Here is a 15,442-nt window from a genome sequence, read left to right on the forward strand (position 1 = left end):
TCAGCGATGAACCCGAATGTTGCCCAGTCCCCCGACGTGGCCACGCACGGCGCCCTGGCGGACGCCTCCCACGACCGCGAGGTCCCGGAAGTCGACCTGCTCAGCCCACTGAACCTGCGGGGCGTGGTGCTGCGAAATCGTATCGCGATGGCACCCATGTGCCAGTATTCGGCCGAGGATGGGTTCGCCAACGACTGGCACCTGGTGCACCTGGGCAGCCGCGCGGTCGGCGGCACCGCCCTGGTGATGGTCGAGGCCACCGCCGTCAGCCCGGAAGGCCGCATCACCCCGGGCGATGTCGGCATCTGGAGCGACGCCCACGTCGACCCGCTGGCCAGGATCGCCGCCTTCGTCCACAGCCAGGGGGCGGTGGCCGGTATCCAGCTGGCGCATGCCGGCCGCAAGGCCAGCACCGAGGCGCCGTGGACAGGCGGCGCAACCCTCAAGACCAGCGCCGAGGGTGGCTGGCAGGTAGTGGCGCCCAGTGCAATCCCGTTCTATCCGGATGACCCGCTGCCCGTCGCGCTGGACAAGCAGGCCATCGACGGCATCGTCGACCTGTTCGAGGAGGCGGCGCGCCGTTCGCTGGCAGCCGGATTCAGGCTGCTGGAAATCCACGCTGCGCACGGCTATCTGCTGCACCAGTTCCTGTCGCCCCACAGCAACCAGCGCGACGACGAGTACGGCGGCAGCCTGGACAACCGCATGCGCCTGGTGCTGCGCGTGACCGAGCGCGTGCGCGCCATCATGCCCGGCGAGCTGCCGCTCTTCGTGCGCATCTCCGCAACCGACTGGACGGCGGGCGGCTGGGATATCGAGCAATCGGTGGAATTGTCGCGGCGGCTCAAGGCGGCCGGCGTCGACCTGATCGACGTCTCGACCGGCGGCAACCTGCCGACTGCACGCATCCCGGTCGCCAAGCGCTACCAGGTGCCCTGCAGCCGCAGGATCCGCGACGGCGCCGATATCCCGACCGGTGCCGTGGGGCTGATCACCGATCCCAGGGAAGCCGACGACATCGTCACCGGCGGCGATGCCGACTTGGTGCTGGTCGGGCGCGAACTGCTGCGTGAACCGTACTGGGCGCTGAAGGCCCAGCATGCGTTCGAGGAAGAGCCTGCGTGGCCGGTGCAGTATGGCTACGCGGTCAAGCGCCGGAGCAAGTGAACGGCAGCCGGGCCGGGTTCAAGGCCCATGCGCCGTCTCCGCGCTGTGCGGATGGCCGCGAAGCCTGGGAGGCACGTTCAGGTATTCGAGACTGAGGTGGCCTCTATCCGAGCAGCTTGTCCATTGTGACCGGCAAGGACCGTACCCGCTTGCCGGTGGCGTGGTAGATGGCGTTGGCCACGGCCGCGGCCGTGCCGACCACGCCGATCTCGCCGACGCCCTTGACGCCCAGCGGCGACACTTCCGCGTCCGGCTCATCGATGAAGAGCACCTCGATCCCGGGAATGTCTGCATTCACGGGAATGTGGTAATCGGCAAAGTTGTGGGTCATGAAGCGGCCGAACCGGTGATCCATCACCGTTTCTTCGTGCAATGCCATGCCGACCGCCATGACCGCCCCGCCGATGACCTGGCTGCGCGCCGTCTTGCTGTTGATGATGCGCCCGGCCGCCACCGCGATCACGATGCGCGTCACGCGCACGATCGGGAGTTCTTCGTCGATCCTGACCTCGACAAAGACCGCGCTGTGCGTGTTCTTCGCTTTCGGCGCCTTGTCCGCCGACTCGCCCTGGTCCGGCTCGGCCGCCTGTTCGGCTTCGATGCAATCCTTGCCGCTGGCACGGACGATGTCCGCCAGCGAAACACGCCGTGCAGGGTCGGTCTTGAGCATCATGTGGCCGTCGCCAAACGCGACCCCATCGAACGCGGCACCGGCGATCGGACTCGGCGCCATCCCGGCAGCGATCTTGTGCAGCTGCGTGCCGACCGCCCGGCAAGCCAGGTGCACCGCCGCGCCGGACGAGGCAGCGCCCCACGAGCCTCCCTCGACCGGCGACTCGGGCAGGTCGCTGTCGCCGAGCCGCACGCGAATGCGTTCGAGCGGCACGCCCAGGGTGTCACCGGCCACCTGCGCCATCACGGTGGCGGTTCCGGTGCCGATGTCGGTCATCGCGCACGCCACTTCCAGGGTGCCATCTTGCGCGAGCCGCGCACGCGCACTGGTCTTTTCGAAGGATGCTTCCCACACGCCGGTCGCCATGCCCCATCCCACCAGCTCCCTGCCTTCGCGCATCGAGCGCGGCGCGGACACGCGCGCCTCCCAGCCAAAGCGCTGCGCCCCCGCCTCCAGTGCCTCGCGCAGCGCCTTGGACGTGTAGGGACGATCGTGCATCTCATCCCTGTCCGCATAATTCACGAGCCGCAGCGCGAGCGGGTCGACGCCCGCCGCGTATGCCAGCTCATCCATCGCGATTTCGAACAGGTTCACACCGGTCGCCGCCCCCGGCGCGCGCATGTCCCCCGGTGTGTAGGTATCCACCGGGGCCAGCGTGTACACGCCGCTGGCGTTGGGGCACTTGTAGTGCGTCAGGCCCCAGTCGACGACCGTTTGGGTGTAGCTTTCGAAGCGCGAGGTGGTATGCGTGGCATTGTTGACGATCGCGTTCAGGCTGCCGTCGGCGTTGGCGCCGAGCGCCACCGACTGGACTGCCGGCGGCCGGTACACGTGCGTGAACATCTGCTGGCGCGTCATGCCCACCCGCACTGGGCGCTGCAGCATGAGGGCGGCGAGCGCGGCCAGGAACACGTGGTATTGCGGCCGCAGCCCGGAACCGAAAGCGCCGCCGACGAATTCGCTGCGCACCCTGACCTGGTCCTCCTTCAGGCCGAATACCCTGGCCAGCCAGGACTGCGCGTTCCGGGTCCCTTGCGTCTTGTCGTAGACGCTCAGGCGGTCGCCCGGCTCCCAGATCACCGTTGCCGCGTGCATCTCCATCGGGTTATGGTGCTCCGCCGGATGGCAGTAAGTGGCGGCGTGGTGCCGCGGCGATTGCGCGAGGGCCTGGTCGGGAACGCCGCGGCGCTCCGGCTCCTGAGACTCGCGTGGGTCGGACTGCGGCGCGAATTGTTCCGCCAGCGCCAGTGCGAAGTCGGTATTGTGGATCGCGCTCTCGTAGCTGACACGTATCAGGCTGGCGCCATCGCGCGCGGCCTCCAGGGTGTGCGCCACCACCAGCGCCACCGGCTGGCCGCTGAACAGGACCTTGTCGTCGAAAAGGGGACGGAACGGCTTCCCGGACGCGCCCATCTCATCCTTGTAGCTGTCGTCGCCCCCGGGCAGCTGGCGCCGGTTGCGGTGGCTGATCACCTCGACCACGCCGGGCACGCCACGGGCTGCCGTCTCGTCGATGCCGGTGACGCGGCCACGCGTGACGCTACTGGAGACGATCCAGCCGTACAGCAGCCCTGGCGGGAAATGTTCGGCTGCGTAGCGGGCGCTTCCGGTGACCTTAGCCTCGCCGTCGAAGCGGTCGATCGGGTCGCCGATGCGGGGACTGGCGCTCATGTTCGTGTTCATGTCGGCTCCTTCAGGCGATCCGTTTGTCGGTGTGCGACTGCGGCCGGCCGCTGGCCGCCTGCTCCAGCGCCCGCACGATGGCCCGGCGCGCCAGCTCGATCTTGAAATCGTTGCCGCCCAGCCCGACCGCGCCGTCGAGCATACGCGCGGCGACCTGCTCGAACAGCGCGCGGTCCGGCGCGTTTGCGCGCAGCAGCGCTTCGGCATCCAGCACGCGCCACGGCTTGTGTGCCACCCCGCCGAGCGCGATCCGCACGTCTGTGCATCGTCCGGCATCGTCGCGCGCCAGTACCACCGCCACCGACACCAGCGCAAACGCATACGACAGGCGGTCGCGCAGTTTGAGGTAGGTGTAGTGGGCGCTGAAGTCGCCGGGCGGCAGGTCGACTGCCGTGACAAGCTCGGCGGCGGCGAGGTTGTTGTCGCGCCAGGGCTGGTCGCCCGGCAGCCGGTGGTAGTCAAGCAGCGGGATCGTTCGTTCGCCCTGCGGCCCCGTCACCCGCACCCGGGCATCGAGCACGGCGAGCGCGACGGCCATGTCGGACGGGTTGGTCGCGACGCAGTGCTCGCTGGCGCCGAGGATCGCGTGCATGCGGGTGAAGCCCCCGATTGCCCCGCAACCGGCGCCGGGCGTGCGCTTGTTGCACGGGGTGGCTGTGTCGTAGAAGTAGCAGCAGCGGGTGCGCTGGTTGAGGTTACCGCCATCGGTCGCGGCGTTGCGCAGCTGGCGCGTGGCGCCCGACAGGATGGCGGAAGACAGCACCGGATAGCGGGCGCGCACCACCGGATGGTCGGCCGTTTCCGCATTCGTCGCCAGCGCCCCGAGCCGCAGGCCGCCGTCGGGCAGTTCCTCGATCGCGCGCAGCGGCAGGCGGTTGACGTCGATCAGCGTATGCGGGCATTCCACGTCTTCCTTCATCAGGTCGACCAGGTTGGTGCCGCCGGCGAGGAAGCGCACCGGGGCGGCGCTCTCGGCCGCATTGGCCATGGCCCGGTCGGCCAGGCCGACGGCCTGCGCCACATCGCTGGCGCGTTCATAGTCGAAACGGTTCATGTATCCGGCCCCGGTTGCTGGCGCAGTACGTCCATCACCGCGTCCGTGATGTTGGGATAGGCGCCGCAGCGGCACAGGTTGCCACTCATGTATTCGCGTACTTCATCGTACGTGAACGCGATGCCCTCGGCAACCAGAGCCACGGCCGAACAGACCTGTCCTGGTGTGCAATAACCGCACTGGAAGGCGTCGTGCTCGATGAAGGCGCGCTGCAGCGCGCCCCCCCGGCCGTCGGCGCCAAGGCCTTCGATGGTGGTGACTCTGGCGCCGTCCGCGGTCACGGCCAGCTTCAGGCAGCTGTTGATCGGCTTGCCGTCGACGAGGACGGTGCAGGCTCCGCACTGGCCATGGTCGCAACCCTTCTTGGTGCCGGTCAGCTGCAGCCTCTCGCGCAGCAGGTCGAGCAGCGTGACGTAGGGCGCGACCGTCAGGGACAGCGCGGCGCCGTTGACTTCCAGCGTGACGGGTAGGGCGCCCGGGTCGGCGCCGCGGGATGAAACGGTAGAGGTGTCCATCCTTGCTCCTTCGCGTGGCGGGCAGGCGAATCGATACTAGCAAAAAGCCGGCGGCCGAGCGGCGCACGATTGGCCGCCGGCCCGCGTGCGCGCCGCCAGCGGGATGCCGGCAACAAGCGTCTGAGCGCGCCTCGAAATCGAACCGCAGGAGATGCGATGAACAGTAGTGGAACTTAGCGCGCTACCTTCCGTCTTATAAAGTGCTGCACTAACACGATGCCTGACGCCGCCTGCAAGCGATGGCAGCGCGACAATACGAGCGACCAGGCGACCGCACAGCGCGGAACGACAGCATGACGACGGACAACAGATCAGCAAGCGGAGAACAGCGCGGAGCGTTGAACCGCCAACAGTTGGTCGCATGGCAGCTGGCCGAGATCCAAGCCCTTGGTCACGTCGGCACCTGGGAATTCCATCCGTCTTTCGAGAAGCTGGTCTGGTCGGACGAGACCTGCCGCATCATGGGGATCGGCAAGAGCGGCTTTGACGGCAGGACCGAGACCTACCTGTTGATGGTGCATCCGGACGACCGGCCCATGGTGCTGGCTGCGCTCCGAGAAAACCGGCAGCAGCCGCGCCGGATCGAACTCGAACACCGTGTCGTCCGGCCGGACGGCACGGCACGCCATGTGCGGGTGCAGGGCGTGCCGTACTTCGACGAGTCCGGCACGCTGATGTTGGCAGGCACCGTGCACGACATCACGGAGTTACGGCAATCGACCGCGTCCTTGCAGGCAATGTCGCGCAAGCTGCTGGGGACGCTGGAAGCCATGTCCGATGCGTTCTACACGCTGGACAGGCAATGGCGGTTCACCTACCTGAACGGGGCAGCCGAACGGCTGCTGCGGCGCGCGCGCCAGGAATTGCTCGGCAAGGTATTGTGGGAGGAATACCCCGACCTGGTGGGGACATGGTTCGGCGCGCAGTACGAACTCGTGATGGCGCACCGGCGGCCGGCCGCATTCGAGGAATACTACGACCCGCTGCAGGTCTGGAAGGACGTGCGCATCTTCCCCACGGAAGAAGGCCTGGCCGCCTATACCACCGACATTACCGAGCGCAAGCGGCTGGAGGAAATGGAACGCGAGAGCACCGAGCGCTTCAGGATGGTGGCCAGGGTGACCAGCGACATCATCTGGGACTGGGATGTCCCACATGACCGCCTGTGGTGGAGCGAGGGCGTGCAATCCGTATTCGGCTACGGCGCAGAAACTTTTACTGACGGCATCAACGACTGGGCGTCCCGGATCGCGCCGGAGGACCGCGAGAGGGTCGTCGGCGGATTGTATGCGGCCATGGGCGGCGGACAGGCAACCTGGCGTGCGGAATACCGTTTCCTGCGCCAGGGCGGCACTTACGTCAGCGTACGCGACCAGGGCGTGTTCAGGCGCGACGCCGAGGGAGCGACGCTCAACGTGGTCGGGGCGATGCTCGACATCACCGCCGAGAAGCAGGCCGAAGCCGAGCGCCGCGCGGCCGAAGCGCGTAACCGGCTATTGGCATCGCTCCTGGACAAGGCCCACGATGCGATCTCGGTGTCCGGCGCCGATTTGCGGATCACCTACTGGAACCAGGGCGCCGAACGCCTGTTCGGGTGGACCGCCGCCGAGGCCATCGGCAAGAAAAAGAGCGAACTCCTGACATTGGACGAGCAAGACCTGGAACAGGCATTCGAGCAGGCCTTGCGCAAGGGCGAGTGGCGCGGTGAACTCACCAAGCGCCGCAAGGATGGCCGCGCGGTGCCGGTCGAATCGCACCTGACCCTGGTGCGCGGCGACGATGGACAGCCGCAATCGATACTGGCAATCGACACCGACATCACCCAGCGCAAGCGCGACGAGCAGGCGATCCTGAACCTTGCCTTCTTCGATCCCCTGACGCGCTTGCCGAACCGGCGCCTGCTGCTGGACCGCCTGCGCCACGCGGTTGCGGCGACCAAGCGCGACGGCCATGGCGGCGCCGTGCTCTTCATCGACCTGGACAACTTCAAGACCCTGAACGATACGCTCGGGCACGACAAGGGCGACCAGCTACTGCAGCAGGTCGCGCGGCGGCTCGAAGCGCGGGTATCGCGCGGCAGCGACACGGTGGCGCGGCACGGCGGGGACGAATTCGTCATCGTGCTGGAGTCCCTGAGCACGGACCCGGAAGAGGCGGCCGCCCAGGCCGAGCTGGTCGCAGAAAAGCTGCTCGGGGCATTCGCCGAGCCCTTTCAGCTGGATGGGCACCAGCACCACACGAGCCCGAGTGTCGGCGTGGCCCTGTTCGACAAGAACATGAAGGACATCGACGAACTGCTCAAGCGTGCGGACCTCGCCATGTACCAGGCCAAGGCGGCCGGCCGCAACACGATCCGGTTCTTCGACCTGCACATGCAGACGGTGATCAATGCGCGCGTCGAGCTGGAGGCCGACCTGCGCCACAGCCTGCAAACCCACGGCTTCACCCTGCATTACCAGCGCCAGACCGACAGCAACGGCGCCCTCGTGGGCGCCGAGGCGCTGCTGCGCTGGCAGCGCCCGGGCAGCCGGCAGGTCTCGCCATCGGTGTTCATCCCGCTTGCCGAAGAGACCGGGCTGATCCTGCCGCTGGGCGAGTGGGTCCTGGAAGCCGCATGCCGCCAGCTCGTGTGCTGGAGCAGCCGGCCGCAAACCGCGCACCTGACGATGGCGGTCAATGTGAGCGCGCGCCAGTTCCGCCAGCCGGGCTTCGTGGACCAGGTACTGCAGGTCATCGAACGCACCGGCGCGGACCCGCGCCGGATCAAGCTCGAGCTGACCGAGAGCCTGCTGCTGGCAAATATCGAGAATACGATCGACACCATGCACGCGCTCAAGGAGAACGGGATCGGGTTCGCGCTCGACGACTTCGGTACCGGGTATTCCTCGCTCGCCTACCTGAAGCGCCTGCCGCTCGACCAGCTGAAAATCGACCAGTCGTTCGTGCGCGACGTGCTTACCGACCCGAACGACGCCGCGATCGCGCGCACGATCCTCGGGCTGGGCCACACCCTGGGACTGGACGTGATCGCGGAAGGCGTCGAAACGGCGGGTCAGCGCAACTTTCTCGCCCAGCACGGATGCCGCGCGTTCCAGGGGTATCTGTTCGGGCAGCCGGTGGCGGCCGAGCAGTTCTGAGCAGCGCGCACGCCGCCGGCCTTGTCCATCATCCGGAATAGGGCAGCATCAGCGGCTCGCGCAGCCGGATGATCTGGCGCAGGTCGTCGTCGTTGATCACTTCCATGCTGGCCAGTCCGATAGGGCCGTGATCGATCCAGACTTCGCGCGGCTTGGGGATCAGGTGATCGAGGCCTTCGACCAGAATCTGGATGAGATCGCTCTTGGGGTCGTAGCTCACGCCCAGCAATTGAATCCACTCTTGCTCGATCTGGTCGCCGATACGCAGGCCTGTCACCTCGATTTCGACCTCTTTGCCGACCAGCAGTGATTTCGACAACTGGTCAAAGGTTTGCTGCCATGCCGCTTTATCAAGTTTTGTCGTCGCCATAATAGTTGCCTCTTGCTCCCAATGTGGCTCAGGGCTGGGATGCCGCAAGCTGCGGCAGGATCTCCTTGCCGATTTCTTCGAGCACGTCGCCCGCGTTGCGCGCGCCGTACTTGAAGTTGAGGATGACGTGATTGACCCCGATCGAGCGTACCGCCTCGAGAAAACGCAGGATAAAATGCCGGCCGCCGCGCAAGCCCAGGTGGATCGGCGTCGGCGCGGCGTCGGGATCGTCGCTCAGGTCGACATAGAACGATTGCACGAACGGCTTGAAGACGCCGGGCGCCGCAGCTTCCACCGCGGCGCGCCAGTGCGCCGCGACCTCGGCCTGGCGCTGGAGTCCGCGCGGGTAGGTAATCCATCCATCCGCGTTTTTCGCGATCCATTCCAGCGACTGCCCGCTGTGACCGGTGACGAGCATCGGCACGGGCGTGGCCGGCTTGGGCACCAGGTCCGCAGTCCCTGGCAGCGTGCCATAGGACGTCTGGAGCGATGGGAACGCCCCGCCGAGGACGGCGCGCATCACGCGCAGGTTGTCGCGGAACAGGGTGGAACGCTGTTCGAAGTCGACGCCGAAGGCCGGGAATTCGACTGGCCGGTCGCCCGAGGCAATGCCGAGTACCAGGCGGTTGCCAGAGAGCCGGTCGACCGATGCCACGCCCTTGGCGCTATGCAAGGGGTGGCGCAGGGTGAGGACCAGGGCGCCGGTCGCCAATGCGATCTCGCTGGTGTGCGCCGCGATCCAGCCAAGATAGACCCACGGATCGTAGACCTGGCCCACGTCGCCGAAGCTGGGGTCGCGCAGCGGAACGTCGCGGCACCACAGCGCGGCGTATCCCAGTTCCTCGGCGCGGCGGGCCAGGCGTTCCTGGCCGAGCATCGTCGGCTGGTCGCCGCTGAACGCCTCGATCGGGAAGAACACGCCGAGCGTCAGTCGACCCGGCGCAAACATGCGCTGGAAACCTTTTGAATCGCTTGGCCTGGCCGTCCGGTTCGGTGTCAGCATGTCCGCCATGATCTCCCCCTGCGGTAGATCGGTCTTACGATAGCGTCGTTTGGCAGACGGTGCAAGCGCGCCCGATACCGGATTGCGGCACGAGCGTCGTGCCGGCAGGAGTGTAGTATCTTGTCGATCCATACTCGTCAGCCCCGCCTTCGGCGCACGCATTTTTGGAGACCCAGCATGTTCACAGCAATCCTGCTCGACAAGAACGATGACGGCACCACCGCGGCCCGGCTTACCGGGATCGACGACGCACAGTTACCGCTCGACGGCGATGTGACGGTGCGCATCGACTATTCGACCGTGAACTACAAGGACGCCCTCGCCATCACCGGCAAGGCGCCGGTGGTACGCAGCTGGCCGATGGTGCCCGGCATCGACGGGGCCGGGGAAGTCATTGCATCCTCGCATCCGGACTGGAAGGCGGGCGACGCATTCATCCTGAACGGCTGGGGTGTCGGCGAAACGCACTGGGGTTGCCTGTCGCAGCGTGCCAGGCTGCAAGGCAGCTGGCTGATCCCGCGGCCGCCGGGCATGTCGGCCCGGACCGCGATGGCCATCGGGACCGCGGGCTACACCGCGATGCTGTGCGCAATGGCCCTGCAGGAGCAAGGCGTCGACAGGAGCAGCGGCGACATCCTGGTGACCGGCGCATCGGGCGGCGTCGGCAGCATTGCGATTGCGATTCTCGCCGGCTGGGGCTACCGCGTGGTCGCGTCCACCGGCAAGCTGGCCGAGGCCGACTACCTCAAATCCCTCGGCGCGGCTGAGGTCATCGATCGCGCCGCGCTGTCCGCGCCTGGCAAGCCGCTGCAGAAGGAACGCTGGGCCGGCGTCGTCGATGCCGTCGGCTCGCACACGCTGGCGAATGCGGCCGCACAGACCCGTTACGGCGGCACCGTCACGGCCTGCGGGCTGGCGCAGGGCATGGATTTCCCGGCGTCGGTTGCGCCCTTCATCCTGCGCGGCGTCAGGCTGATCGGCATCGACAGCGTGATGGCCCCGCTGCCGAAACGGGTGGCGGCTTGGGAGCGGCTGGCGAACGAACTGGACCCCGGTAAATTGGCGACCATTACACGGGAAGTCGGCTTGGCGCAGGCAATCACCCTGGCGCCGGAACTGCTCGCCGGGACGCTGCACGGCCGGCTGGTGGTGGACACCCATGCCTGAGCAAAGCACATCGGCGCCCGCTGCCGGTCACGTTCGCAGGACCTATAGAGCAGTGTTACTTGTTCTGGTACACGAACGGTGGCAAGGCCTTCAGGGCATCCTTTGTCGCACCAGGCAAGCTTAGCTGCTTATTAGTGACCTTGAACTGATCCATCGGGATGGCAACGTCCCGTTTGCCAATGCCCAGGAACCCACCCACGCCGATGATCGCAAACGGGGCGGCGGGTGTGCTGTTACCCTTGCCTGGAGAAATGATCACGTCATCGACCTTGCCGATCTTTTCGTTCTTGTCATTGGCCACTGTCTTGCCGAGCAGGTCGCGCTTGGCGCTCCAGCCAACGACAATCGTTTCCATCTCGACCACGGTGACACCGAGGGGTGTCCTGCCGGCGACCGGCGCGGCGGGGGCCTGCGCGCTTGGCTGCGCCGGCGACTGTGCCGATGCCACGCCGGCCCAGGGCGCGACAGCCGCCATCGTCAAGACTGCAAGCATGCGTTTCATGACGCCTCCTTTCCAGCTAAGCAATCACCGTACGACGGTAGATAACCGGCTAAAGTTCCAGGTTTGCTTCGGAAAGCAAACTGGTCATGGCTTGCAGGCGACCGAGGTCACCGAGCTGGCCGGCAAGGCCGGGGCGTACAGGTAGCCCTGGTAGGCGTCGCAGCCGTGCTCGAACAGGAAGTCGCGCTGGGCGGCCAGTTCGACGCCTTCGGCCAGTACCCGCAAGCCCAGGCTGCGGCCCAGCGCGATGATCGTGCGGGCGATCACCGCGTCGTTCTGGTTGGTCAGGAGATCGAGCACGAACGAGCGGTCGATCTTGAGCATGTCGAGCGGCAGCTGCTTGAGGTAGGCCAGCGAGGAGTAGCCGGTGCCGAAGTCGTCCAGCGCAAAGCTCACCCCGTGCAGCTTGAGCGCATGCATCTTGGCGATCGTATCGTCGACGTTTTCCAGCAGCGAGGTTTCGGTCAGTTCGAGCTTGAGCCGGCGCGCATCGATGCCGGGCACCGTCACCAGTGCCAGCACCTGGGCGACGAACTGCGGGTGGTGGAACTGGCGCACGCTGACGTTGACCGCGATCTCGATGTGCGCGGTCGCCGGGTTGGCGGCCCAGGCAAGCAGCTGGTCGCAGGCCTGCTTCAGCACCCACTGCCCGAGTCCCACCACCAGTCCGGTTTCCTCGGCCAGCGGAATGAACTCGACCGGCGAAACCATCCCGCGCACCGGATGGCGCCAGCGTACCAGCGCTTCGACGCCGGTGAGCTTGCCGTCGCGGTCGATCTGCGGCTGGTAGTGCAGCGCGAATTCGTGTTCGCAGTGGCGCAGGGCATGACGCAGGTCGTTCTCGAGCGCCATGCGCGCCGCCAGCGCCGCTTCCATGTCGGGGTTGAAAAAACTCAGCGTGCCGCGGCCCGCATTCTTGGCCTCGTACATCGCCATGTCGGCGCGCTTGAGCAACTCGCCGCTGTCGTCCGCGGCGTCCTTGAACAGCACGATCCCGATGCTGGCCGTGCTGTAGTGCGTGTACTGGCCGAGGTCGTACGGCTGGCGCAGCGTCACCAGCATGCGCTCGCCCACCCGCCTGGCCTGAGCGCATGCCTGGTGGATGTCCATGCTCAAGCCTTCGAGCAGCACCACGAACTCGTCGCCGCCGAAGCGCGCCACGGTGTCATGGCGGCTGAGGCAGCTGCGCAGGCGCTGCGCCGCCTGCCTGAGCAACTGGTCGCCCAGCGCATGCCCGTGGGTGTCGTTGAGCGACTTGAAATTGTCCAGGTCGATGAAAAACAGCGCGCTGGCGGAACGGCCGCGCGCACTGTCGTCGAGCGCCCGCTGCAGCCGCTCCATCAGCAGCTGGCGGTTCGGCAGCTCGGTCAGCACGTCGTAGTAGGCCAGGTATTCGATCCGGTGTTCGGCCTGCCGGCGCTCGGTCAGGTCGACCATGGCGCCGATCATGCGTATGGCGCGCCCACCAGCGTCGCGGGTGATGTAGCCGCGGTCCAGTACGAAGGCGGTCGAGCCATCCTTGCGCAGGAAGCGGTATTCATCCATCCAGTGGTCGCCGCCGGCGGCGATGGCCGACTGGATGTTACTGATGACGCGTTCCCGTTCGTCCGGATGGATATGGTCGGACCAGCCCCGGATCGGCCCGGAAAAATCGGCTGGGGTATAACCGAATACGGATTCGATGCTGTCGCTGGCCCACAAGCTGTCGTCTTCCAGGTTCCAGTCCCACACCACGTCCGTGGTGGCGCGGGCGATGGTGCGGAACCGTTCTTCGCTGAGGCGCAGCGACTCCTCGGTCTTGCGCGCCTCGGTGACGTCGCGGAAGTAGACGGTAAGACCTTGTGCGCAAGGATAGGCGCGCACCTCGGACCAGACCTGGTAAGGCGCATAGTATTCCTCGAACACGACGGTGCGGTTCTCGCGCGCGGCGCGGTGGAACTCGCGGTAGCCGACCCCGCCCTCGAGCGCGCTGAATTCCTCCCACAGCACCTTGCCGAGCAACTGCGCGCGCGGGCGCTTGAACAGCCGCTCGGCTTCCGGGTTCAGGTAGGTGAAGCGCCATTCGTGGTCCAGCGTATAAAAGGCGTCGGTGATCGACTCGAGCGTGGCCGACAGCCGTTCGGCCATGTCCGCGGCCTGTTGTTCGGCCTCGTGCTTGTCGCTGATGTCCTGGAACGCGCCCTGCAACCCGGCGATCGTGCCGTCCGCGCCGCGTACCGGTTCGCCGATCGAGCGCACCCAGACGTGGCGGCCGCGCGCGGTGACGAGCTGCAGTTCCTCGTCGTAGGGTGTGCCGCCGCGCAGGCAGGCGTCGACCAGGCAACTCAGCCTGGCGCGCGACTCCGGCGCAAAATACCCGATCGCCTCCTCGACCGTGGGCGCGGTCCCGAGCGGCACCTCGTGGATGCGGCACACTTCGTCCGACCAGATCACGCGGCCCTGCGCCGCATCGTAGGACCAGCCACCCAGGTGCGCGACACCGCTCGCCATCTGCAGCAGCCACGCGTTGCGCTCGGCTTCGGACTGGCGCCGTACCTGCTCGGTCACGTCCTCGACCGAGCCCAGGTAGCGCGCGCGGCCGCCCTCCTGGCGCAACAGCTCGGCGCGCACGCGCACGTGCCGCGTCTCGCCTGCAGCACGCACGATGCGGTAACCGAGGTCGAGCCGCGCGCCGGCGTGCAGCGCCGCGTGCACCATGTCGCTCACGTGCTGCAGCTCGTCCGGATGCACGTGCTGCAGCACGTCGTCCAGGCCGCAGGTGGCCGGCCCGAGGCCGCAGATGGCGCGCGCCGTTTCCGACAGGACGAGCGTCATGTCGGACAAGTCCATCTCCCAGCACCCGAACTGGCCTGTGGCCGCGCCGCTGTGCGGCGGATCATCGGGGAGCGGGTCTGGGCGCATGGCAGATCATGTATTGACGGAATGCCTGCATTGTAGACCGCCAGCCCATGAGTCTGCCATCCCGCACGCGTGCGCGCCGGATCATGGCCGCTACGGCGCGAATACCGCGCGTACGCAGCCGTCCTTCTTGTGCTTGAACATGTCGTAGCCGCGCGGCCCGTCCTCGAGCGAAAAGCGGTGGGTGGCAAGGTAGGCCGGGTTCAGCTCGCCCTTCTGGGCGTGCGCCAGCAGGCGGTCCATGTAGGCCTGCCCATGCTGCTGGGCGGTGCGCAGCGTCATGCCCTTGTTCATGAGGGCGCCCATCGGGAACTTGTCGAGCACCCCGTAGACGCCGAGCACCGACAGCGTGCCGCCCTTGCGGCAAGCCATGATCGCTTCGCGCAGCGCCTGGCCGCGGTCGGTCTCCAGGCGCAAGGCCTGCTTCACGAGGTCGTAGGCGTATTGCGGCCCGGTGCCATGCGCTTCCATCCCGACCGCGTCGATGCAGGCATCGGGGCCGCGCCCGCCGGTCATCTCCTTGAGCGTATCGAGCACGCTGTCGACCTGGGTGTAGTCGATGGTCTCGGAACCGGCATGCTCGCGCGCCATCTGCAGGCGCTCGGGAAAGCGGTCGATCCCGATCACGCGCTCGGCGCCCATCAGGCGCGCGCTCTGCTGCGCCATCAGGCCGACCCCGCCGCAGCCCCAGACCGCGACCGTGTCGCCGGGCTTGATGTCGCAGAAATCGGCACCCATGTAGCCGGTCGGCGCCGCGTCCGAGAGAAACAGCGCGGTCTCGTCGGCCACGCCGTCGGGCACCTTGAAGCAGTCGTTGTCGGCAAACGGCACGCGCACATACTCCGCGTGCGCACCGGCGTAGCCGCCGAAGGCGTGGGTGTAGCCGTAGATGCCGGCCGTGGTCTGGCCGCCGAGCAGCGGTTCCTGCAGCTCGGGCTTCGGATGAGTGTTGTCGCACAGCGAGTAAAGGTGGTTCTGGCAATACCAGCATTGGCCGCACACGATGAACGAAGGGACGACGACGCGGTCGCCCTTCTTCACGCGCTTCACTTCGCTGCCGACTTCCTCGATCACGCCCATGAACTCGTGGCCGATCACGTCGCCGGCCTTCATGGTCGGGATGTAGCCGTCGATGAAGTGCAGGTCGGAACCGCAGGTGGTCGACAGGCTGACGCGCAGGATGGCATCGCGCGGGTTCAACAGCTCGGGGTCCTTCACCGTGCCAACCCGCAGGTCGTTCACGCCGTTCCAGTAAAGTGCTCGCATCGCTTGC

11 protein-coding genes are annotated in these 15,442 nt (G+C 67.0%); 3 read left to right on the forward strand and 8 right to left on the reverse strand.

The features are described from left to right. The first annotated feature begins 6 nt into the window (after nt 1-6). The gene (locus tag FBX97_RS09830) at nt 7-1,167 is read left to right on the forward strand and encodes an NADH:flavin oxidoreductase/NADH oxidase (protein WP_141831120.1); all 1,161 of its coding nucleotides are present in this window, start codon (nt 7-9) and stop codon (nt 1,165-1,167) included. Between the two features lie 103 nt (nt 1,168-1,270). On the opposite strand, the gene FBX97_RS09835 is transcribed toward FBX97_RS09830, so the two are convergent. From FBX97_RS09835 to FBX97_RS09845, 3 genes are read right to left on the reverse strand one after another with little or no spacing between them, the layout of a single operon-like run. Then, nucleotides 1,271-3,523: a xanthine dehydrogenase family protein molybdopterin-binding subunit gene (locus FBX97_RS09835; RefSeq protein WP_255517406.1), complete on the reverse strand. Its 2,253-nt coding sequence runs from the start codon at nt 3,521-3,523 to the stop codon at nt 1,271-1,273. Nucleotides 3,524-3,533: 10 nt separating this feature from the next. After that, the gene (locus FBX97_RS09840) at nt 3,534-4,577 is read right to left on the reverse strand and encodes a xanthine dehydrogenase family protein subunit M (protein ID WP_141831122.1); all 1,044 of its coding nucleotides are present in this window, start codon (nt 4,575-4,577) and stop codon (nt 3,534-3,536) included. Beyond that, nucleotides 4,574-5,092, reverse strand: coding sequence for a (2Fe-2S)-binding protein (locus FBX97_RS09845; RefSeq protein ID WP_141831124.1), 519 nt, complete (start codon nt 5,090-5,092; stop codon nt 4,574-4,576). The genes FBX97_RS09840 and FBX97_RS09845 overlap by 4 nt, the downstream gene beginning before the upstream one ends. 338 nt (nt 5,093-5,430) lie before the next feature. Between FBX97_RS09845 and FBX97_RS09850 the strand changes: the two genes are divergently transcribed. Then, on the forward strand, nt 5,431-8,229 hold the full coding sequence (locus tag FBX97_RS09850) for an EAL domain-containing protein (protein ID WP_185748552.1): 2,799 nt from the start codon (nt 5,431-5,433) through the stop codon (nt 8,227-8,229). Between the two features lie 28 nt (nt 8,230-8,257). Here the strand turns inward: FBX97_RS09850 and FBX97_RS09855 are convergent, their stop codons facing one another. Together FBX97_RS09855 and FBX97_RS09860 are read right to left on the reverse strand one after the other, a co-directional pair. After that, entirely contained in the window at nt 8,258-8,599 is a 342-nt protein-coding gene (locus tag FBX97_RS09855) for a DUF5335 family protein (RefSeq protein WP_141831133.1), read from the reverse strand. Nucleotides 8,600-8,627: 28 nt separating this feature from the next. Continuing rightward, entirely contained in the window at nt 8,628-9,602 is a 975-nt protein-coding gene (locus FBX97_RS09860) for an LLM class oxidoreductase (protein ID WP_141831135.1), read from the reverse strand. Between the two features lie 177 nt (nt 9,603-9,779). On the opposite strand from FBX97_RS09860, the gene FBX97_RS09865 reads away from it, so the two are divergent. Then, nucleotides 9,780-10,769: an MDR family oxidoreductase gene (locus FBX97_RS09865; protein WP_141831137.1), complete on the forward strand. Its 990-nt coding sequence runs from the start codon at nt 9,780-9,782 to the stop codon at nt 10,767-10,769. A gap of 55 nt (nt 10,770-10,824) precedes the next feature. Here FBX97_RS09865 and FBX97_RS09870 read toward each other — a convergent pair whose 3' ends face one another. The 3 genes from FBX97_RS09870 to FBX97_RS09880 all read right to left on the reverse strand — a co-directional run bounded on the left by FBX97_RS09870 (nt 10,825) and on the right by FBX97_RS09880 (nt 15,435). Beyond that, nucleotides 10,825-11,271 carry a PRC-barrel domain-containing protein gene (locus tag FBX97_RS09870; protein WP_141831139.1) on the reverse strand — a complete coding sequence of 149 codons (447 nt, stop codon included), beginning with the start codon at nt 11,269-11,271 and terminating at the stop codon, nt 10,825-10,827. Nucleotides 11,272-11,355: 84 nt separating this feature from the next. Continuing rightward, a complete protein-coding gene (locus FBX97_RS09875) occupies nt 11,356-14,172 on the reverse strand; it encodes an EAL domain-containing protein (RefSeq protein ID WP_141831141.1) in 2,817 nt (938 codons plus the stop codon). A gap of 90 nt (nt 14,173-14,262) precedes the next feature. Then, the gene (locus FBX97_RS09880) at nt 14,263-15,435 is read right to left on the reverse strand and encodes a zinc-dependent alcohol dehydrogenase (protein WP_141831144.1); all 1,173 of its coding nucleotides are present in this window, start codon (nt 15,433-15,435) and stop codon (nt 14,263-14,265) included. Nucleotides 15,436-15,442 lie beyond the last annotated feature (7 nt).

This window comes from Herbaspirillum sp. SJZ107, assembly GCF_006715485.1.
Lineage (GTDB): Bacteria > Pseudomonadota > Gammaproteobacteria > Burkholderiales > Burkholderiaceae_D > Telluria.

Excerpts from the sequence above, each read along its gene's own strand:
- FBX97_RS09880 (WP_141831144.1), bottom strand. The coding sequence starts at position 15,435 with ATGCGAGCACTTTACTGGAACGGCGTGAACGACCTGCGGGTTGGCACG.
- FBX97_RS09835 (WP_255517406.1), bottom strand. The coding sequence starts at position 3,523 with ATGAACACGAACATGAGCGCCAGTCCCCGCATCGGCGACCCGATCGAC.
- FBX97_RS09860 (WP_141831135.1), bottom strand. The coding sequence starts at position 9,602 with ATGCTGACACCGAACCGGACGGCCAGGCCAAGCGATTCAAAAGGTTTC.
- FBX97_RS09830 (WP_141831120.1), top strand. The coding sequence starts at position 7 with ATGAACCCGAATGTTGCCCAGTCCCCCGACGTGGCCACGCACGGCGCC.
- FBX97_RS09875 (WP_141831141.1), bottom strand. The coding sequence starts at position 14,172 with ATGCGCCCAGACCCGCTCCCCGATGATCCGCCGCACAGCGGCGCGGCC.
- FBX97_RS09870 (WP_141831139.1), bottom strand. The coding sequence starts at position 11,271 with ATGAAACGCATGCTTGCAGTCTTGACGATGGCGGCTGTCGCGCCCTGG.
- FBX97_RS09865 (WP_141831137.1), top strand. The coding sequence starts at position 9,780 with ATGTTCACAGCAATCCTGCTCGACAAGAACGATGACGGCACCACCGCG.
- FBX97_RS09840 (WP_141831122.1), bottom strand. The coding sequence starts at position 4,577 with ATGAACCGTTTCGACTATGAACGCGCCAGCGATGTGGCGCAGGCCGTC.
- FBX97_RS09855 (WP_141831133.1), bottom strand. The coding sequence starts at position 8,599 with ATGGCGACGACAAAACTTGATAAAGCGGCATGGCAGCAAACCTTTGAC.
- FBX97_RS09845 (WP_141831124.1), bottom strand. The coding sequence starts at position 5,092 with ATGGACACCTCTACCGTTTCATCCCGCGGCGCCGACCCGGGCGCCCTA.